We start from the raw sequence: 20,329 nt of genomic DNA, 5'->3' as shown, positions 1-20,329 counted from the left end.
TTTACTTCAAGACTAAGTAGAACTTCAGCTTTTTAAACAAGCTATTTTCGCGGAGCGTGATTAGAGCTCATAAGTTAAACCTACATAAAGTTTGTAATCGTCTTTCTCAGGTAAAACATTGTCTGCGTTCACTTTGGGGTTAGATACATGTTCCCATATTGCATCCAAACTCAACTCAAAATCTCCCAGCAGGTCAATATCAAAACCGAATTCATTAGCCTGGCGAATACCACCCGCTTTTTCACTCGCCCAATTAAGTTTATAGAGATGAATAAAATCGATATCTCTTGTTACTTCATGCTTCAGGTTTGATTCAAGATTAAAGGTGCTACTGCTAGCGCTTAGAGACTCTCCTGCCTCTACCGTGGAATATCGGCTATACTGATAACCAGGGCCAAGCGACATATCCCATTCCATTTCCGAATTGGCGACGAAAAAATAACCAAGCTGTATCGCAGCATTAATCTGATAATCCAAATTTTGAAATTCATCACTCTGTACAAACAAATCTAGCGGTCTAAAAAACATTCTATTATTAATATATAGATCATAGGAGCCACCAACTTTTGTATTATTTGCTGTTTTTTCATCATTATATTCGGAAGATATATGACTAGCATTAAGCTTGATTCGCGAATCAACTGTATTTCGTTCTGATTTAACATCTCCCCGAAAAGAATACTCATCACTATTACCACTATTAATGTCTAGTCCAAACGTCACTTTAGCATCCCAATGTTCAGAGTCTTTCTCAGTACCGAGATAGATAGACACAACCTCTGTAACCGGGAATAATTTTTCATTAGAACCATTCCGTAAGTATAATTTATTGTCACGAATGGATAAATAGCCGACATAAGTCTCTCCATTAAGCGTTCTAATCGTAAATAGTCTAGCTGTTTCAAGAACTAAAATATCTTTAAGTTCAATGTCCAAGTCACCTAAGTCATCACTATCAAAAGCTATCTCTTGACTATAAGAATTTGAATCTTTTTTAATAGTACCATCTAACTCACCTTTTATGACTTCCCCTGATTTCAGTTTTAACCAATCATCGCTTTTATCTATATAGACTACCTGGCTCTTGAGAATATTTGTATTAATTTCAGCGGCCAGGGCATTACAATGAATCATAATTAACGCAATACAAAAGGTAGATATTTTTATTTTCATTTTTATATTCAATGAGAATGTTGACATTAACAATCATAATATATCTAAAATAAAGAATCATGTTAGGCATAAAACAAATTAATGTCATAATTTCATTATTTCAGTTACCAAAGTAACGAATATCGTAAGCTTTACCTCACCCTTAATTCGATAATTAACTGCTGATATAATAAAGAGTTAACCCTATAAACCCAACAGTTAATTATAATCACTCTAATTGATAATAAAGGCAGATTTAAATCAAGGTAACCTATCAATGAAACCACCCTTTGGGGATAGGATATTTTGTAGATACGATCAGTGTAATAACGAGTAGACCAATATTAATACAATTTTAAAGGAAACCTCAAAATGAGAGGGTAGCCATCGGGAACTGTATACGTTGCTCTCTTGCTCTTATACATAGATAAACGTAGCGCAATTAGTTACCTCTTGAAGATTTTCTACGACTACATATGTGCGCATTGAACTTATATCGCTATCATTCCATTAAAAATCTTGTGCAACCCTCTCAATAGTAGATTTAGAGATTGTCCAATGTAACTGAACACTCACCACTGGTCACTTAACTTTTTGCAGTAAGTTTACCTACAACGCTTGGATCAGCTAACGTTGTAATATCACCCAAATTGCTAGTATCTCCCGTCGCGATCTCTCGTAAAATTCGACGCATGATCTTTCCAGACCGCGTTTTTGGTAGAGAATCAGTCCAATGAACCACTTCGGGTGTTGCGATAGGACCAATCTCTTTGCGCACCCAGTTTTTTAATTCTTTCTTCAGTTCTAATGAGGAAGCCTCATCATCATTTAGTATTACGTAAGCGTAAACGGCCTGACCTTTGAGAGAATGAGGAATCCCCACGACTGCAGCCTCTGCAACCTTATGATGTGCAACCAGCGCCGATTCAATCTCAGCCGTCCCCATCCGGTGGCCCGATACGTTCAATACATCATCAACACGACCTGTTATCCAGTAATAACCGTCTTTGTCACGACGAGCGCCATCACCAGTAAAATACATACCTTGAAATGCCGAGAAGTACGTTTGTTCAAAACGCTTATGGTCTCCATAAACCGTGCGGATCTGACCAGGCCAAGAATCTAAAATAACGAGCTTACCTTCCGCTGGACTCCCTTGTATGAGGTTACCTTCGCTATCAACAAGTGCAGGTCGCACACCAAAAAATGGTCGGGTTGCTGAACCAGGCTTTAGATCAGTTGCGCCGGGTAACGGTGCGATTAAAATACCACCAGTTTCAGTTTGCCACCAAGTATCAACGATAGGAGATTTTTCGTTGCCAACAACCTTATAATACCACCTCCACGCTTCTGGGTTGATTGGCTCACCGACGGAACCCATGATCCGGAGGCTTGAGCGAGAAGTACCAGCAACGGCTTCATAACCTTTTGCCATCAGTGCTCGAATCGCTGTTGGTGCGGTATAAAGAATATTGACTTGATGCTTATCGACGATTTCGCTCATACGAGTTGTCGTTGGATAATTGGGGACACCTTCAAACAAAAGTGTTTTTGCACCATTGGAAAGTGGTCCGTAAATTAAGTAAGAGTGACCCGTAATCCAACCTATATCCGCAGTACACCAAAAAGTCTCACCTTTCTGGTAATCGAATACGTATTTAAAGGTCATAGTTACATAAACTAAGTAACCACCGGTAGTGTGTAATACACCTTTGGGTTTACCTGTTGATCCTGATGTATAGAGAATAAATAATGGATCTTCGGCTTTCATCTCCTCTGGTGGACAAACGTCTGAAACAACCGCCATCGCTTCGTGCCACCAAACATCACGAGACTCGCTCCAATGGATATTACTGCCGATACGTTTTACTACTATCACTTTCTCAATGTTTGTCACTTCCAAATTAGTGAGTGCTTCATCCACATTCTTCTTCAATGGTACTACACGGCCCCCACGCAAACCTTCGTCTGCAGTAATGACCATTTTCGCATCTGAATCGATAATACGACCTGCTAATGCGTCTGGTGAGAACCCTGCAAATACGACTGTATGAATAGCCCCTACTCGTGTACAGGCAAGCATCGCGATAGCAGCTTCAAGCACCATCGGCATGTAAACACACACCACATCACCTTTTCGTATACCTTGGTCTTTTAAAACGTTAGAGAACTGACACACTTCTTTGTGTAGTTCGTTGAAAGTAAGGGCTTTATTATCTGCCGGATCATCACCTTCCCAAACAATGGCTACTTCATCTCCTCGCTCTGCTAGGTGGCGATCAATACAGTTAGCCGAGACATTAAGCGTGCCGTCCTCAAACCAACGAATATCTATTTGTTCAGCTTCAAATGAAGTATTTTGAACCTGAGTGAATGGTTTGATCCAGTCCACTATTTTGCCATGCTCCCCCCAGAATTTCGTTGGCGTTGCCACTGATTGTTGGTACATGGCTAGATAACTGTCATTGTCTGCATGACTATTGAGTTTAATATGCTCTTTTACTGGGTAAACGTATTCTGAATTCATAGGTACTCCTCACACTTTTGTATGACCGAATATAATTTTTGATACATGATAGACTGGGCAGTTCTATTACTTAGAGTAAACTGATACTTGCATTTCGCTCCCCTTGAGCGGAACTCGACCGCTGACTTAAAGACTAAAAATCAAATGCCTCAATACTAGGGGATACTATAATTTCAACTTACAAAACTGCATTTTCGAGGTAATCAATGACAACTTCGCCATAGGGTAGTGTCAAATCGGCGACAAAGTGGCTGGCAGAAATAACACGCTTTACAGGTAGAGCGTTAACGGGTGCCATTGCGTGGGCATGAAGCTCAAGTGCTCCCGGCCCCATATATGCCCATTTAACGTTGATATCCGTCATGTAATAACGAACAAGTTGACAAATGGCGGGACTTCCATTGACGTCAGGGATAGATTTCACAAGAAAATTGGGCCCTCCAAGCTCTTCCTGCACCCGTGCTTTATCAAGCTCTTGGTATTTGAAACCCATAGTTCCCATAGCGATACGAATTTTCCCATAATCTAAAGTTCCTAATAGCGTGTCTCCGTCCACCTCTAAATTTGGAGAACCCAACTTTTTAGGAAACCCCCAAATTTCACGCCCTGCAGCAATCGGAGGGTGACAATCAAGAAACATAGAATGAACATATGACCCGGGCTTCCCTTCAAATGTTATTGGAATCACTTGGCCAGACTCTTGAAAGCAGCCAAAACCTGACGAGTCAGGCATACGCATAAACTCATACTTCACTATTGCATGAGGGGCTTCAAGTCCGGGTGGCAAAACACGCTCTAATGCTTCAGGTTCCGTTTCGTAAGTGATGATAAAATACTCACGATTAACAAAACGATTAGGCGCTACTGTATAGGCAGGATTACCTTGTTGGACCGGCATTCCAAAGGGAAATGAAGTGTTGTGTGTCATGACTACCTCCAATGACAAAAAGCACTGCACGACTAAGTACAGCGCTTAAATTAAAGTGTTAATAATCCAAAATTTCTCGTACGCCAAGCAGAGCATCTTTAACACCCTGAGATAACGCTTGCATTTCATCTTCTCCTGGATACACAATCAAATGAGCGTCGATAAAATGTGTTCGCTCACCAATCCAGTCAATCAAAGGCCCACAATACGCTAAGCTACCTGTTAAGATAATCGCATCGACGTCACCCGACAGGACAGCCGCACAAGCACCAATTTCTTTTGCGATTTGATACGCCATAGCCTTGAGTATTTGAGTCGCGTTGATATCTCCCCCTCTATGACGGTGCTCGACTTCAAGCATATCTTTACTTTCAAGATAGCTGTAAACCCCTCCCTCACCGATAAGCTTTTTATAAACCTCTTGATAGGTATAGTCGCCGGAGAAACACATATCTATAAGGGCAAGAGGAGGGATCCCACCACTGCGCTCAGGGCTCATAGGACCGTCCCCTCCTAGTGCGGAATTCACATCGACAATTCGACCCGATTTATGGGCGCCAACACTGATCCCGCTCCCTAAATGAGCAACGATAAGGTTAAGCTTGTCATAAGCCGTATTATGTTGTTTAGCATAACGGCGTGCTACTGCCTTATGATTCAACGCGTGAAAGCTGCGTACACGTGAAATATCAGACATCCCTGATATCCGAGCGATATCGTCATACTCATCGACCATTACCGGATCAACCGTATACGCGTCCTTGTTGATATCGACTTGTTTTGCTAGTTCATAGGCCAAAATACCGCCTAGATTAGATGCGTGCTGGCCGTTCAAGCCAATCATTGCGTCTTGTAAATACTGGTCATTAATGCGATAAACACCACTTTGAAGATTTCGCACCATTCCTCCTCGACCAACAAACTGATCAATTTGATCTAAAGCAATGCCATTATCTTTGAGTGCTTGTAGAATAAAACCCTTACGATACTCTTTCTGGTCTATTATCGTCTGAAATGCCCCCATATCAGCTACTGAATGATCAATAGATTTGCTAAAGAGAAGAGACTCATCATCGTAAACAGCGATTTTAGTCGACATACCACCAGGGTTGATTGCGAGTATTTTCATTTGACTGCTCTCTCTGCACATTGCGCGATAGCACAGGCCATAGCGTAATATTTGGTTTCAACAGAATCAGAACGAGACGGGAAATCTACAGGAGCAACGGTGCCGATAATAAAGCTAGCAGCTTTGGCTCCACCTAAGAAAGTGCTGGTTTTATAGAAAGTGTTGGCAGCATTGATATCAGGAAGCAAGATCAAATCAACATCGCCCCCAATGTCAGTATCCAAGCCCTTATGCACGACAGACTCTTTGCTGAACGCTAAATCGATAGATAAGGGTCCATCGACCGTACAGCCTTTGATAGCTCCACGACGATTCATTTGAGTCAGGATTGCAGCATCGATCGTTGAAGGCATCGCTGTTTTTACACCTTCAGTAGCAGAAATAATTGCAACTTTTGGTTTGTCGACACCAACAGAATGAAACACGTCGACGCATTGCTGAATCATCTGCGCTTTTTCATTTACATCTGGAGCTATGTTTATGCCAGAGTCGGTGAAAGCAAAAACCTTGTGATAAGTAGGTATATGAACAAAGCCAGCTTGAGAAACCAATTTAGCTTTCTTAAGCCCTGTTTCGCGATGCAATATAGGTCTTAGGTATTCTGGAGTACCCAGTGCACCGCGAGTTAAAACATCTGCTTTGCCTTCTTTTACCAAAGCAACAGCTATTTGACATGCTTTGCTTTTGTTCCTTTCATCGATAACTTCAAATCCGCGAACATCAAAATCAACGTCTTCAGAAATTTTCAAAATCTGTTCTCTGTCACCAACTAGAATTGGCTCCCCGATTTTTTGTTCAGTAATAAGCTTCAGTGCTTTTAGAGTTGTACGATCTTCAGCAGCTGCCACTGCAATTTTTTTTACTGGTTTGCCTTTAGCTATTTCGACGAACGTTTCAAGTGATTTCAACATAATATTTACCTTAAGTGAGATTTTTCATCTCGTTTAATAAATTTTTTAGCGCTACTAAAGCATCTCAACGGTCGCAGCAATCCCCATACCACCACCAATACACAGTGTCGCAAGCCCCTTTTTAAGTTGTTGGCGTTTTAGCTCATTCACTAAAGTGACAAAAATGCGAGCACCGGAAGCTCCAATCGGATGTCCAAATGCAATCGATCCACCATTAACGTTGACTTTACAAGGGTCCCATTGCATTTCTTTATTGACGGCAATAGCCTGAGCAGCAAATGCTTCATTGGACTCAATGAGATCGAGTTCATCAATATGCCAGTCGGAACTATCTAAAACTCTACGTGACGCTTCGATCGGTCCAGTCCCCATAAGTGCAGGTTCAACGCCGGCGGTCGAAAAGTTCACCAGACGCGCCATTGCCGATAAACCTAACTGTTTTACTTTCTGTTCAGAAGCGAGAATAACCATCGCTGCGCCATCGTTAATACCGGAAGCATTGCCGGCCGTGACCGTCCCTTCTTTATCAAAGGCAGGCGTAAGCTTGAACAAAGCTTCTAAGGTGGTTTCTGGACGAGGATACTCATCGTGCCTAAAAATTAACGGGTCTTGGCGTTTACGAGAGACTGCTATTGGGACAATTTCATCTTCTAAACGGTTCGTTTCTAAAGCTTTCGCCGCTTTCATTTGAGATTGATAAGCAAATTTATCTTGCTCTTCGCGTGAAATATTGTATTTTTTAGCGATGTTCTCAGCAGTTATACCCATGTGGTAATTGTTGAATGCGTCCCATAACCCATCTTTAATCATGGTGTCTTCTGCGAGCCAATTACCCATCTTTACCCCATTTCGTGAGTTAGCAAGAATATGCGGTGCCTGACTCATATTTTCTTGACCACCTGCAACCACTAACTCCGCATCTCCACATTTAATAGCCTGAAAAGCCAACTGCAAAGCTTTAAGTCCAGAGCCGCAAACTTTATTGATCGTAAACGCGGATACAACATCAGGAATACCTGCCGCCATTGCCGTTTGACGAGCCGGGTTTTGACCGCAACCAGCTGCGAGCGCCTGACCTATAATAACTTCATCGATCTCACAAGGAGCAATTCCCTGCTTAACAAGCATCGCCTCAATCACTCTAGCGCCCAAAACCATAGCGGGAAGCTTTGAAAGGCTCCCCCCAAACGAACCTATTGCGGTTCTCGATGCAGCGACAACATAAACATCATTACTTACTACCATGAAACACCTATCAATATTTATAATAAAAAGACAATCTAACAGCCACCTTACGAATCAAAGCTTGACTGCCTCACTCTTGGTTGGCACTAGTTAATGTTGAACATGCTTTTCCGAGATCTTTCGACTTGTCTGGGTCGCTAATACCTAACGCTAAACAGGCTTGTTCCCTGGTCATATTCAAATGAAACATGTATATCTGTATTGCCATTTCCCAATTTGATGATTGTAATTTAACCATTGATACCTCCAATCTAAATAAAATTACACGACTTATAACAACAGATTAATATGCATCCAGTTTAATTTTATTGAATACTTTTTAAAGGTCATAAATACCAAATTTCCATAACCCCACTAAAATTAATTAACAAAAACACAAAATTGACATTTTAATGACAACTTTTGACCCCAATATTGACTGGATAAATAATCAATATTTATAGAAAATTGCGGGAACTATCACTTGAGATAGAGCTTATTCCTCCAAATACCTCCGGGAAGTCCAACCCCATTTGGATATATTTTCGATTAATACCAACTGCCATATAGATTACAAAACAAATTAACCATGTTAATCTAGGAATGTTATAGTTTAATATCAAAAGGGATTAAACCTTGGATTAATAGGTTGGGTTTAAGCCATAAAATACAGTTAATATAGAAATAGCTTAAATAAATAATTACCATTAACCAAATTCGGGGCGCGGATATTGCCAGAACTGTCTTAAAAATAAAGAAATTTAAATTTAGAGAAATACCAAGCATCTCGAAATGAGGGATATTCATATGGTTTTAAACTCAGGGATCAAAAAAATTTGAAGGTAAAAAATGGTAATAGGGTATAAACCGAACACCTACTAATAAGTAACCACTTAATAAGACTCGAAGATATACCCTATCTATTATCACATAGAATCCAACTCTAATTTCCAACTGTTGATTAGATTATATTCCATTCAAGCTTCGCAGAGACTGAATTACTTAAGTTTTGTACCACAACCCTTTGGTGGTAAAAAGATTGACCATTATAATGAAAAACCCCGTCTTCGCCAGGGAGAAACGTTTGATCCTTCACTTCTTTCCAGTGACTGCCCAAAGGTGGCTTCCACTGATAAATCGCCTTAATTGATGTATCGCCGACATTATTAATATGGGTATTATAACCCACTTCTGGAATTATTGGCGTATCCTTATGCCAAAGTTCGATAGTTTCTCCTGGCTTAATAGTGCTTGTTTTGGTCTCATTATTTTTTATTTCATTCATGGTATTACTCCGATTATTTACAATAGCCCATATAGGGAAAGGTTTGAAACTGAACAATATAAAACATATCGTATAGTTCCAAAATTTTAATTAGCCAATTGAATAAACGTCTCGAAATAAAATCCCATTTCTAAAGGCGTACAATTAATTGCACGCCAATTCTGACTCTAAATCATTTCTACTTGTCTAATTACACCATCCTTGTTTATGTCTAATTTTTCGAAGTATTCACGCGCCATATCAATCAACTCTGTTTCAGAAAAATAAAGACTAAGTTGTTCATCATTAACATAAAACTGTTCCAATTCTACCAATGTCACAACCTGACTCTTATACACAAATTGGCAACTAGGGATCGACCTAGCAGGCGATTTGAGAAATCATAGACTATCACTAACCTCAATATCTTTAATAGCATGCTCCACTCATTCACAATACAACCGACTGGGCTCAAGCCATGTTCGGTACCGCCCAGATTGGGGATAATCGTAGAACTCAGCGCTTAGTCGATATTACCAGTCGATTCGCTGACAATACAGGTCACTCAGCGGCTTTCGCTTGTGACGGTCAGGCAGTTTGGTTGAAGGCACCTACCGTTTTATTCGTAACGAGAAGATAGACGCAAGCGCTTTTCGTCGCGCCGCCTTTGATGCAACCGCCGCACTAGCTGTTCCCCGTGATGAAGTCTGGTTGATGGAAGACACAACCTCTTTGAGTTTCAGACATGGCGTTGCGACGAAGCTGGGTAAACTCGGCAAAGTCACCGATAAGTCACGTGGTTGGTGGGTTCACAATAGCTTTATTATTGATGCCGCTACCGGGTACTCTCTCGGTCTTGTCCATCAAGAGTGGTGGATGCGACCGGACGAAGCCGATGACACAACAGAACCTGAAAGCGGCAAATGGGCTGCGGCCTCAGCCAGCGTTCGTCGCCGTTTTGGCGACCAAATGCACAAGGTGATCACAGTTTGCGATCGCGAGGCTGATATCTTTGCTTACCTGCAAGAGAAAAACGAGGTGCAAGAACGTTTCGTGGTTCGCGCAAAGCACCACAGGAGCATTGAGCAGGCTGATCTTAAGTTATTCCCACACCTTGCCGCTCAACCTGAGCTTGGACGTTATCAAATTGATATTCCACAAAAAGGCATGCTCGACAGCAAAGGAGCGCGCAAGAATCGCAAAGCAAGAACGGCTGAGTTTTCGCTGCACACTGCACCTGTCACCTTTAGTCAAGGAGGGCAGAAAGTCATGCTCAATGCGGTCTTTGCCCAAGAGCAAAGTACGGCAAATGAAGAGGCGAGATTATCGTGGCTCCTGCTGACCAGTGAGCCCTTAGAAACTTATAAACAAGCCATGAAAATCATCCACATCTACTCGCAGCGTTGGCGTGTAGAGGATTACCACAAAGCTTGGAAAACCGGTGCAGGCGCAGAGCGTCAACGCATGGCTGAGCCTGAAAACCTTGAGCGTATGATCTCGATCTTAGCCTTTGTCGCTGTCAGGTTAATGCAACTGCGTGAAAGCCTGACTCTAGCAGTTCAACTCAAGGCTCGCGGTCTAAAAGAGCAAGCCGAAGCGATTGAGTTACAGCCCTGTACAAACGTGCTCACACAAGATGAGTGGCGCATTCTCTATCTTAACGCTAACAAGAGAGGTGGCCGCTACCCTAAAAAACTACCTAGTGAAGTTCCTACGCTTAAATGGGCATACGGAGCCATTTCCAAACTTGGCGGCTTCTACGATTCTAAGCGAACAGGTATTGCTAGCTGGGCAACCATGTGGCTTGGCTGGGACAAACTGCAGGATATGCTCAGTGGATACTATTTGAGCAAGGAAACGACTGAGTTGATGGGTTTTAAGCTGAAATGTGATCAAGAGACAGTGTCACAACACCATCTCCATTTCTATCACGAATTGATGGGCGAGTATTGGCAAGTTCCAAACATTTAATTGCTTCAGAATTCTCAGACATTTTGATATAACCATCTCCATTTCTGTCTAATTCAGTAAAATATTCACCTGCCATTTCATTCAACTCTTTTTTTGAAAAATAGCAATTTAATTGCTCGTCATTAACATAGAATTCTTTCAACTCTTCCAGATTTACTTTACCGTCGCTGTTAGCGTCGCGAATAGAAAGTCGTTTGTTTACCAATTGGATTGCTTTATTAGTATTGTCAGTAGATGTCATTTGTTTACCTTACTTTTTATTTGTTGAATGGGCTCCAACAAAACAACACTATCAAATTAACGCAGTCGTACACAGAAGTATTTCATATAATACTATTTTTTGTGAAAGGACGCCTCATTTCACAATTACACCTCATTTCCAAAAATGAACAAATGTGAACCCCCCTCTCAACATTGATATCAAAAACAAAAATCAATACCATTATTTAACCAATATGATAGATTCTCTGCACATTGTAAAAAGTGTGTGATGTGTTTTGTTATTTAGTGTTCGTCAAGAGCATTTTGTAGCCCAGTATCTTTTGAACTGGGCTTTTTTTAAAAAATGTACCAATAGACCTATCAACCATTAACAACTTCATATTTTAAGTAATATCGAGGCTTTAACGACACAATAATACGACTATACTTAATACACCTACCCAGACTGAAAGATATCCTACCTTGTTAATGAACCCTTATAAATAATATCTTCCAATACGTACAAAATAAACTGATAACAGCCCTTACCAGTTAGCATAATGGATATGCAACAAGATGACCCCTGCTAACAAAACCAACGATAGAAGTGTAATAATTTTATCGAAGTAATTTGTTGTAGTAGGAGTTAACATGGACAAATTGAAACTTATAGACCCCGATAGAAAACGACGTAAAGTTTTATCTAAGGCAGACAGATTGGAAGACTTAATTCTCTATTCTTTCAGTAGTAACCACTCAAATGGTTTTTTAAAAAGAAAACAAACACGAAAAGTATGTGATGGCTGTTTAGCGGAACAAACATATAATAAGTTAGATAATAAACAAGAATAAACCAATAAGATATTGCTATTTATTTAGCGATATCTTAGATTCCAATTCGTCACATAAATGTATAAACCATACTCTCGAAATATAGAGAAAAAATCCATTATTTCCTTTACCAATCACTCCTGTATCGAAAAAACTGTAACGTCTAGCACAAATTTCCCTATATACGACTCCCCCAAAACACCGTGCTCTTCGCTCATTTTTACGACTGTAAACATTAATTCATCGATAATTCAAAAACCTAAGTAGTTATCATCTATTACGACTTTATTCTCTAGGGTTTGTCCTCGCCCAACCACGTAGATCAACAATTGCTTAACAAATTCCAATAAATTTCCCTTAGACCTAATACCCATTTATCTTTATATAATAAAGCCCGCATGGGGCCTCCCGCTGCGCTAGCTGTAAATCATTAGTTTATGAGGTAGGTTATTACTGTTTTGGGACTACCTAAATTTAGAGCAAGACCCTTGCGTTTTAGATCAATTCACAACTAAAATCTAATCAGGATAGAAGCCCTCTGTAATATTTCGCTGGTAAATTGGTTGTAAAACAAACAAATGTGACTTAATGCATCTGAAATTAGATATTTTCATTTGCTCCTCCAACCCCAAACTATCGTACCCTACAATTAAGGTTCTGAATTCGATCGATTAACCAAATTTGTTCATACTCCTAGTATTCCATACATAAAAAGGCAAGAAAGTAAGCTACTCTCTTGCCTTTTAGGTTTACCACAACTATTGAATAGAAATTGCTCGAAAGTAGCTAATCTGACGTCATTACATTTAGAGTTTTAGTATATCTCCTGGATAAATAAGATCGGGGTTCTCAATCACTGTTTCATTTAAGTGTATTAACCTATTCAAGGCTATGCCTTTACGTAGCGAGATACCCCAAAGCGTGTCTCCTTTAATAACTCTATAGTACTTTGGAGGACGCTTAGCGTGCTCGTTCTCTTCTCTAACTTGATCTAACTCTTTTACTATTACTTTTTCTTCTGGTTCTTGGGTGTAAATATCTGGCATACCCTCATCTGCTGGGGTTTCAATTACGTTATCTGTTGGGAAACTGAACTTTGCCCCAATAATAAATTGATAGTCAGCAAAGCGATCCGTATCTCTTGCTATTGTTTCCATAGTTAACCCGAGCGTATTATTGATACGTTTCTCAATACCAAGACCAGCCTTGGGAATCGTTTCCCCATTAACAAAATCCACCCCAAGACGTCCATACAACTCAAAATCATCACTCATCTGAGCTGTATAATCTACGGTCGTACCGACGTAAGCGCTACTTGCAATATTTTCAAAGAAGAAGCCGTCTAAACTAACACTCCAAAAATCATTTATTGGTAATTGTGTACCAACTACAAAATTGCTAGACAAATTTTCGGAAACCGAACTAGAATTATCAACTTCGTTGTAAAGCCCTACTCCCGCACGAATGGCGATATCATTCGACTGTGCGAAAGAAGAGAAAGAAAGCAGCACTAAAGAAAAAGTTAAAGACGACGTGCTAGATATCGATCTCAAAAATGACGGTAACTGCATCAGAATAATCTCCTTCATCGACGTCTCCGTAGTGTAAATTATTAAAACTGAAATCTAAATCGAAGCCCAAGTTTTGCCCTTCAAAACCAATTTTTGCGAAATCTTTGTCCATCACTCCATCTTTGATAACCTGTTTGTCCACACAAGCTTCACAAACCAAATCGTAAGGGATCTTCGAGTTAGATTTCTGGTCAACAAGAGAAAAATCGTCTTCAAGTCCAGAAGATTTAAACGACATCTTGATGCCTGGAGTAATATACCCGTTAACGTGAACTCGGTAACGTGCCTTTCCTTCAGCAGTGTGATTATCAGTGTCATAGCTAACATCAAACTTCCCATCCCCTAACAATTGAACTGACTCCAAAAAAGATGGCTGATAATCAATGACTATTTGTACTTGATCTTGGTAGATTTGATAAGACTCAATCTGGTTTTCCTCATATATAAGGTAATAAGCTACAGGTTCATTGAACGTCGCAATATATTTACCTGCAGGTAGCTTTGACTGCATGAAATCGGATAATAGCGACGGTAACTCGAAGCTCGGTCGGTAAAAGTCGAACGGCCTGAACTTCCCTCCTTGATCAAGAATAAAGTCAGCCCCACATGACGAATTTGATCGTAACCGGATATCACCACCGGCTATCGATTGCTCCTGACACCGTTGTGCGTTACCAATCACCTCGGATGTTTGAACAAACTTATTAGAGGTTCTAAAATCGATACCAGTATGCTTAAACGAAGTGCTCAACTTAGCGCCAGTCATCGAAGTGAACGTAAGTTCCTTCTGGCTATTCTGATAAAACCCTGGGCTCCAACGTGCTATTGGAAGCATGTTGAATTTTTCACTGGGCTGCCATTGTAAAGGCTGAATTTCCCCACTATTCAAGGTTGCACCACTCCATTCAACCACGTCACCGGTGATCTTTGCGTAAATCGTTGATGCTTGAACGAAAGAAGATGTTAGGAGAAAACATGCGACTGTTAAATTATAAAATAACCTGTTCATTTATTTCCTCATTCGCATTTATAACCGAAAAAGTTTGTTTACTTCCGTCGTCACTGCCTTTAGGGAAAGTAAATTCTCGAGTAGAATTAGGTAGCAGTCGGTGCTCAAATATACAATTGGACGAATATTCTCTTTTACACGTATTAAGAACTGCATTTAACATTGTGTTACTACGGTTTGTGAACACGAATGTATCTTTGTCGATTCTCTTTAAATCGTAATCGAGTTCAACATTATCGGTGTTAACCGGATCTAAGAAGTAGGTACGGTAACCAAAAGCAACTGCAACAGCTGACTTTTTTCCTTCGTAATAAGGCACGGGAGTGATATCAACCGCATAAACCTGATCTTCCTTGAAATCGCAAGCGTCTTCGCAATGATTCATCATCCTAATCGTCTTTCTTTCACCTGGCTCAAGAATCACTTGAGACGGAGATACACTAAACGTCCAGTCATCAAAGTTTTTTCGATCTAATTTTTCGATTACTTTTTTTCCATCAACATAGCGCACCTTAAGCATCTCCATATTGATAAACATATCTTGTTTATCATTATTCTCAACTTTAATATCAGCGATGTGTGTGTCTTTATCTGCAATTTCAAATAAACTACTTACCGCGACTGCCATGCTCTGACAACTGAAAAATACAGTAAAAAGAAAAAATATATATTTGTACATAGCCTTACCTATTTTTAGCAAAAAAATCACTGTTACCAGGAGTTCTAACATAGTTCTGTATGTCATCAAAAACTTGCTTACTTACGATGTCGAATGATTCATTCTCGTTTAAATCGACATCGCTCTTAGCAAACAAATGAATATTATTAGCGAAATTATATTGAATATACTCAATTTTTTCTTTTTGGGATTCTTCTAGAATGCTATTTGGTATTTCACCGTCTAATACTCCCAAATAATAGATACTATCTTTTTTGTCCCCTAAACCTGAAGACACAAGTTGCATGCCATTATCAAGTGTTTCAATCTTAGGAAAACACTTTGTCATAACGCCATTATTATCTATAGCTTCAGGGTCAACAAAGCAGAACTCTCCACTCGAAGCCACTTTAAAAGGCTTGTCTTTAATTAATGAAATTGAATAAATGCCATCACCCACACGACCGACAGAAACACAACCGTCACCAATACACTTAACATCATTTAACGGGTTATTGTTAAAATCTTCAAAGTAACTAAGGAAAGTGACAATTGGTTCCACTTTATTAGAAACTTTATGAACGGTCCCAGGGTAAGTGAACATTTTACTTCGGGTGTCATGATTATTTTTACTACTCTTATAACCGCTTATTTCACTATCAACCTGAAAATTATAAGTAGAAAAGTCATTTAACCCTACAATTCTCGTTTTAGAGTCAATTGGAATACTGGTATGGTATCCGGAGTTTATTTGGGTATCAAGAACGCCAAAATCTTCTTCGTCCTTATTAGTATTTCCACCTCTAGCTTCACTTTCGACAATTATGTAAGACTTACTATTTTCTTTTGTTTGATAGATTCCGTCTTTCGTAATCACCGATGTAGAGTCAGCGTTAATCGATAAATTTGTGTTAGAATTATTCGAGATATTCGCGTAAGCACTCGAATTAAATGTATTGTTTGACATATTGATTCGGCCATTCAACGAAACTTCCGATTGCGGCCCGTCGATATAGTTATTAATCGCTGCATTACCACTTGTATCAACACCGTCTAGCAGAGCTATGTCTTCCTTATCATATGCCAAACTATTAACTAACCTTTGTCCAGTGCGACTTGATGAGTCGATACCAGAAGAATATGTCGTATGGTTATCGCCAAGAGGAATAGTCATACTTATGGAATAAATATCATCAATATCAACAGCTTGATTAAAATTGTCATTTAGCGAACGGCTAAAACCTAAATTTAATTGTAAGTTTCTAAAAATCATAGTGTTATAGTTTATAGCTAAGTTCTGACTTTCAAACCCACTATTGGCACCCAAACTGTCATAGCGAACTCGGCTACCGTAAAAACTGAGACTTGAAGACAAGATCGGCAGAGAATAAGAAATTGTCGTTTGGTCAAAAGACTGCGCCCCGTAAATCGCCTTTAGTAATGGGGAAATATCAGAGACTCGATTTTTCTTACTTCCGTTGTAGTTTTGGTAATCAAAGCTAAGACCAACAACACTAAGAGAACCGTTATAAAAATGGCCGTCATCTATCTCATTATAATAGGCACTTGCATCCAACCAATCACTCGCATAATTAGCAAGAGCACCAAAACCAAAGTCCTCACCATCTGATTGAGTACTAACACCAAGCATCAAAGAATCATGAAATAACGACTGGGTAAAAGACGCATCACCATACACGAGACTCTCTTCTGAACTCTGATCACCATACTCTCCAGTATCGTATGTCGACTCTCTTGCCGTGACATTGTAGTCGTAACCATTATGAGATGTTTGTGAGATATTATTATTGATTCTACGAACAATCCTTTCCTCCGAGTAACCGTCAGCGCGAATCACCAACTCTACATTGTAATTTCCTCGGGGTAAGTGTTTATAACTGATACTGTGTTGCCCTTTTAAAAAAGACTGTGTGTAAATAGTACGGCCGTCACGTAACACATCAACTGTACCAGAGCCTTTGATATCGAAATAAACTTTCTTTGATTGTTCGTCATCAGAAATAAATAGATTATCACTTGAAGAAACGCTAATGTAATAGTTATCTTTTGTATTGGAGTAATCTAAGTTAGATGTCGAGTTGTTCTTTTCAACGCCATAAGCATCATATCCAACTCGAAACGCAATAGAGTTAATGTTATGCTCATAAAATATAGCGTTACTATCTAGCGATGCTTCTTGGTTGCTCGCACCTGAAAGTGTAAAATCACTAGAGACATACCCATTCCCGAGACCCATCGTAAGATCTGAGTTGAGCGTGGCGCTACTATCTTGTCCATAATAACTTGCAAACAAATGATTTCCGACAATTAAAGCTTGAGTGTCAGGTTCAAGGCTTGTGTAACGTAATTCTCTTCGGCCTTCATCTAGATATTCTGCCGGCACTTTAACGTTCATTGTCTTTTTTTCAAAAGAGAAATCAGTTCTTACACCACCATCATTTTCTATGTTTTTACCAGCTGTTATAGCACTAATAACTTCATCAACAAATTTTTCTTTTATTCCAGAATTAAGAATTGCCACACGTAAGCTTTGTTCATCCTCTATATTATTTACACCGTAATAATTAGAATACCCTAGTGATTCAAAGTTCGAATCATTAGGTAAAAATAACATTATTTTATTTTCTTCAAAGTCATAAAAGTGTTTAAACTCCTTGGGTATAAATTGAGCGTGTACATTTTGAGATACTGCTATACTTAAAAGGATACAATGATAGAGGTTTTTTCTTAAAATCACCATAGCTACTTCACAAATCCTTAAAAATCCAACGAGACAAGCAATGTTGCAGCGCCTTTACAATATGCCTTACTGACATCGAAATTTGGTAAAGCTTCAAAGTTCACAGTAAACTCTCGATTATCGTTAAGATAAAGTCGGCTAGCGTTGTTAAAACTATCGAAGTGAAGAGGAGCATCCTGAAATAGCTCCTCCCCATCAATCCAATAGGTTGCAAAGTCTTTCTGAACAATCTCTCCAGCAGCGTTTTCGCAAACGCTCGAAAGATTTTTTGCAACTAACTCAAAACCCGCTGAAAAGCCTACTGGAATATCCGTTTCCAAGATAAGGTCGGTTGAATCCGAATAAAAACTCTCTGTAAAACGATTGTAATTAACGAGAAGCTGAGATTCATCAAACCCAAACTTTGTAACCTGATATGAAAAGAAATCTTCATTATCGATGTGTGCATTTAGCTGAAGAACTTTAGTTTGAGAGGTTTCCGCCATCGTAGTGGAACAGAAAAATATCAACAGTAGATAAATATTCAACTTTAAGGCTGGTGTCATTTATACTTTCCAAAAAATTAAGGGCTGGTTTCCCAGCCCTATACATATATCTAAGATTAAACTTCTGGGGCATCACCACCAGAAGTAAATGCAACATCAGCTCGAACAACCGTTGTAGCTGTAATTGTATCGCCACCTACCATTGAGGCTACATCGTTACCCGCTACTGTCCAAGATGTCTCAGAGCTAGTCGATGGGATTTTTGCATCAAAAGCAACTTCCTGGTCATCCATGCTAACTTTTGCAACTACGTTTGAAACATCTGTACCCTTTAGGCTAGAAAATGTAGGCGCAGTTACCGAGTAATTAATACTGTCAACATTCATTCCATTAAATTGGTCTTGACCAACTTGAATAAGTTCTCCTGGAGTGTTTGTTGGTTCATCATAAGTATGAAGCTCTAGCTTGATTGGTGATGCAGCGAATGAACCATCGGCTTCTACATTCAGATCACCAGAGGTCAACGTCATCGAACCGCCTTCACCTGTAAAAGTAACCCATGCGCCTGGGATAATTACAGGAACGTCCGCTTCCCAAGTTAGTGTCGCACTTGTTGTATCAACACTACCTTCGTCTGGTGCTGGGCCTGCATTACCACCTGGGCCTGCAAAAGCAGCAGCTGAAACAAATGATGAGATAAGACTAACTAAAATTAACTTTTTCATTATTAAACTCTTGTATATGTATTAAATATAAAAATTAAACGCTTCAACAGACTGCTGAACACAGAAGAATTATACATGTAGAAAAAACAGTCAATTAGCACCAGCCAAACAAATAACAACAAAGCATGCTAATTCAAATTTTCACCAAGAAATAACAACTCCTTGTCGTCATACAACTGCCCTATATAGCTTTTCTTATATGAGCATTTTAGATTAAGTTCAGTTAACGTTTTCTTAATCGTTTTATTAGCTCTTCTCAATGCACCTTTAGAGTTTGTTACCACCAGAATATCGTCCATATATCGAATGTAACGCTGTGTTGTCCAGCGTTGAGAAAAAATCATATCCAACTCATGTAAATAGAAATTACCTAATACGTGTGACATGGCAGATCCCCGAGGTAAACCTTTTTCAATCGATATTAAATGCATATTCAGACATTTTAATGCTCTGTATATTAGGCGTAACAAATCCGGAGTTGTATAAGCAGAAAGTTTTTCTAATAAAATAAAATGATCTATCGAGGCGTAATAGTCTTGTACATCTGTCTTTAATAGGTATGTGCCCTCACATACCTGTGCTCTTGATAGGGCCTGCTTCACACCGCCATGCCCTTTGTATGAATGACATAAAGGAGATCTCGGCAATACTTCAATTAACGTTAACGCGATGGCTTTGATCACCAAAGCGTCTACAGTTCTAAACGTATAGAGGTACTTGTTGTCTTTGTACTCATAACTACGAACGGGGCTAAAGTGATATGACTCCCGTCGCAACATATCACTTATTTCCGCCCTTTGATTGCCCCAATCATGAGCAAGATGCCACAAATCATTACCCTCATTTGTTTTGCATTTACTTTGATAAATTTTACGGTAGGCCACATCTAGATTATTAATCACTTGTTCGATCATTGTTCTTTCACCATTTAACAACATTAAAAGTTCAATGTTCTTGGAATGCTAAATAAAAGGGCACCCTA

The 20,329-nt window shown here is 39.5% G+C and carries 17 protein-coding genes and 1 pseudogene; 2 read left to right on the top strand and 16 right to left on the bottom strand.

The annotated features are described in order from the left end of the window. Positions 1-60: 60 nt before the first annotated feature. The 8 genes from BCU34_RS18650 to BCU34_RS18615 form a co-directional block, all read right to left on the bottom strand. Positions 61-1,173 carry a YdiY family protein gene (locus tag BCU34_RS18650; protein WP_108145146.1) on the bottom strand — a complete coding sequence of 371 codons (1,113 nt, stop codon included), beginning with the start codon at positions 1,171-1,173 and terminating at the stop codon, positions 61-63. Between the two features lie 565 nt (positions 1,174-1,738). Beyond that, positions 1,739-3,679, bottom strand: a complete 1,941-nt coding sequence (acs, locus tag BCU34_RS18645) for an acetate--CoA ligase (protein ID WP_108145145.1) — start codon at positions 3,677-3,679, stop codon at positions 1,739-1,741. A gap of 178 nt (positions 3,680-3,857) precedes the next feature. After that, positions 3,858-4,607 carry an acetoacetate decarboxylase gene (locus BCU34_RS18640; protein WP_102479607.1) on the bottom strand — a complete coding sequence of 250 codons (750 nt, stop codon included), beginning with the start codon at positions 4,605-4,607 and terminating at the stop codon, positions 3,858-3,860. A gap of 58 nt (positions 4,608-4,665) precedes the next feature. Next, on the bottom strand, positions 4,666-5,736 hold the full coding sequence (buk, locus tag BCU34_RS18635) for a butyrate kinase (RefSeq protein ID WP_102479609.1): 1,071 nt from the start codon (positions 5,734-5,736) through the stop codon (positions 4,666-4,668). Then, positions 5,733-6,647 carry a phosphate acyltransferase gene (locus tag BCU34_RS18630; RefSeq protein WP_102479610.1) on the bottom strand — a complete coding sequence of 305 codons (915 nt, stop codon included), beginning with the start codon at positions 6,645-6,647 and terminating at the stop codon, positions 5,733-5,735. The genes buk and BCU34_RS18630 overlap by 4 nt, the downstream gene beginning before the upstream one ends. 54 nt (positions 6,648-6,701) lie before the next feature. After that, on the bottom strand, positions 6,702-7,892 hold the full coding sequence (locus BCU34_RS18625; protein WP_102479612.1) for an acetyl-CoA C-acetyltransferase: 1,191 nt from the start codon (positions 7,890-7,892) through the stop codon (positions 6,702-6,704). 940 nt (positions 7,893-8,832) lie between these two features. Continuing rightward, positions 8,833-9,156: a hypothetical protein gene (locus BCU34_RS18620; protein ID WP_102480547.1), complete on the bottom strand. Its 324-nt coding sequence runs from the start codon at positions 9,154-9,156 to the stop codon at positions 8,833-8,835. Positions 9,157-9,323: 167 nt separating this feature from the next. Further along, positions 9,324-9,476 (bottom strand): hypothetical protein, encoded by a 153-nt coding sequence (locus BCU34_RS18615; RefSeq protein ID WP_157937358.1) that lies wholly within the window; start codon positions 9,474-9,476, stop codon positions 9,324-9,326. Between the two features lie 137 nt (positions 9,477-9,613). Between BCU34_RS18615 and BCU34_RS18610 the strand changes: the two are divergent. Next, a pseudogene (locus tag BCU34_RS18610) lies at positions 9,614-10,992 on the top strand (IS4 family transposase); the annotation flags it as partial. 19 nt (positions 10,993-11,011) lie between these two features. Here the strand turns inward: BCU34_RS18610 and BCU34_RS18605 are convergent. Beyond that, complete coding sequence (locus BCU34_RS18605) at positions 11,012-11,347, bottom strand: EF-hand domain-containing protein (protein WP_108145216.1); 336 nt, start codon at positions 11,345-11,347, stop codon at positions 11,012-11,014. 611 nt (positions 11,348-11,958) lie between these two features. Here BCU34_RS18605 and BCU34_RS18600 point away from each other — a divergent pair. Then, positions 11,959-12,159, top strand: a complete 201-nt coding sequence (locus BCU34_RS18600; protein ID WP_102479781.1) for a hypothetical protein — start codon at positions 11,959-11,961, stop codon at positions 12,157-12,159. A 785-nt stretch (positions 12,160-12,944) separates the two neighbouring features. Here BCU34_RS18600 and BCU34_RS18595 read toward each other — a convergent pair. From BCU34_RS18595 to BCU34_RS18565, 7 genes are all read right to left on the bottom strand, one after another. Continuing rightward, the gene (locus tag BCU34_RS18595; RefSeq protein ID WP_102479782.1) at positions 12,945-13,727 is read right to left on the bottom strand and encodes a LysM peptidoglycan-binding domain-containing protein; all 783 of its coding nucleotides are present in this window, start codon (positions 13,725-13,727) and stop codon (positions 12,945-12,947) included. After that, positions 13,675-14,718 (bottom strand): hypothetical protein, encoded by a 1,044-nt coding sequence (locus BCU34_RS18590; RefSeq protein ID WP_102479783.1) that lies wholly within the window; start codon positions 14,716-14,718, stop codon positions 13,675-13,677. The genes BCU34_RS18595 and BCU34_RS18590 overlap by 53 nt, the downstream gene beginning before the upstream one ends. Further along, a complete protein-coding gene (locus BCU34_RS18585; RefSeq protein ID WP_181360377.1) occupies positions 14,699-15,397 on the bottom strand; it encodes a pilus assembly protein in 699 nt (232 codons plus the stop codon). The genes BCU34_RS18590 and BCU34_RS18585 overlap by 20 nt, the downstream gene beginning before the upstream one ends. 4 nt (positions 15,398-15,401) lie before the next feature. Next, positions 15,402-18,137 carry a TcfC E-set like domain-containing protein gene (locus BCU34_RS18580; protein WP_108145217.1) on the bottom strand — a complete coding sequence of 912 codons (2,736 nt, stop codon included), beginning with the start codon at positions 18,135-18,137 and terminating at the stop codon, positions 15,402-15,404. A gap of 17 nt (positions 18,138-18,154) precedes the next feature. Continuing rightward, a complete protein-coding gene (locus BCU34_RS18575) occupies positions 18,155-18,682 on the bottom strand; it encodes a hypothetical protein (RefSeq protein WP_102480231.1) in 528 nt (175 codons plus the stop codon). Between the two features lie 56 nt (positions 18,683-18,738). Next, on the bottom strand, positions 18,739-19,347 hold the full coding sequence (locus tag BCU34_RS18570; RefSeq protein WP_102480224.1) for a hypothetical protein: 609 nt from the start codon (positions 19,345-19,347) through the stop codon (positions 18,739-18,741). A gap of 128 nt (positions 19,348-19,475) precedes the next feature. Next, positions 19,476-20,261, bottom strand: a complete 786-nt coding sequence (locus BCU34_RS18565) for an RNA-directed DNA polymerase (protein ID WP_157937356.1) — start codon at positions 20,259-20,261, stop codon at positions 19,476-19,478. Positions 20,262-20,329: the final 68 nt, after the last annotated feature.

The sequence above is a fragment of the Vibrio sp. 10N.286.45.E10 genome (assembly GCF_002874195.2).
In the GTDB taxonomy this organism is placed as follows: domain Bacteria; phylum Pseudomonadota; class Gammaproteobacteria; order Enterobacterales; family Vibrionaceae; genus Vibrio; species Vibrio crassostreae.
Note: the sequence above shows the minus strand (reverse complement) of the source record. Positions and strands in the feature narration are given on the sequence as shown.

Bases quoted from the DNA above. Each gene is read 5' to 3' on its own strand.
- BCU34_RS18650 (WP_108145146.1), bottom strand. From the start codon at position 1,173: ATGAAAATAAAAATATCTACCTTTTGTATTGCGTTAATTATGATTCAT.
- acs (WP_108145145.1), bottom strand. From the start codon at position 3,679: ATGAATTCAGAATACGTTTACCCAGTAAAAGAGCATATTAAACTCAAT.
- BCU34_RS18640 (WP_102479607.1), bottom strand. From the start codon at position 4,607: ATGACACACAACACTTCATTTCCCTTTGGAATGCCGGTCCAACAAGGT.
- buk (WP_102479609.1), bottom strand. From the start codon at position 5,736: ATGAAAATACTCGCAATCAACCCTGGTGGTATGTCGACTAAAATCGCT.
- BCU34_RS18630 (WP_102479610.1), bottom strand. From the start codon at position 6,647: ATGTTGAAATCACTTGAAACGTTCGTCGAAATAGCTAAAGGCAAACCA.
- BCU34_RS18625 (WP_102479612.1), bottom strand. From the start codon at position 7,892: ATGGTAGTAAGTAATGATGTTTATGTTGTCGCTGCATCGAGAACCGCA.
- BCU34_RS18620 (WP_102480547.1), bottom strand. From the start codon at position 9,156: ATGAATGAAATAAAAAATAATGAGACCAAAACAAGCACTATTAAGCCA.
- BCU34_RS18605 (WP_108145216.1), bottom strand. From the start codon at position 11,347: ATGACATCTACTGACAATACTAATAAAGCAATCCAATTGGTAAACAAA.
- BCU34_RS18600 (WP_102479781.1), top strand. From the start codon at position 11,959: ATGGACAAATTGAAACTTATAGACCCCGATAGAAAACGACGTAAAGTT.
- BCU34_RS18595 (WP_102479782.1), bottom strand. From the start codon at position 13,727: ATGAAGGAGATTATTCTGATGCAGTTACCGTCATTTTTGAGATCGATA.
- BCU34_RS18590 (WP_102479783.1), bottom strand. From the start codon at position 14,718: ATGAACAGGTTATTTTATAATTTAACAGTCGCATGTTTTCTCCTAACA.
- BCU34_RS18585 (WP_181360377.1), bottom strand. From the start codon at position 15,397: ATGTACAAATATATATTTTTTCTTTTTACTGTATTTTTCAGTTGTCAG.
- BCU34_RS18580 (WP_108145217.1), bottom strand. From the start codon at position 18,137: ATGGTGATTTTAAGAAAAAACCTCTATCATTGTATCCTTTTAAGTATA.
- BCU34_RS18575 (WP_102480231.1), bottom strand. From the start codon at position 18,682: ATGACACCAGCCTTAAAGTTGAATATTTATCTACTGTTGATATTTTTC.
- BCU34_RS18570 (WP_102480224.1), bottom strand. From the start codon at position 19,347: ATGAAAAAGTTAATTTTAGTTAGTCTTATCTCATCATTTGTTTCAGCT.
- BCU34_RS18565 (WP_157937356.1), bottom strand. From the start codon at position 20,261: ATGATCGAACAAGTGATTAATAATCTAGATGTGGCCTACCGTAAAATT.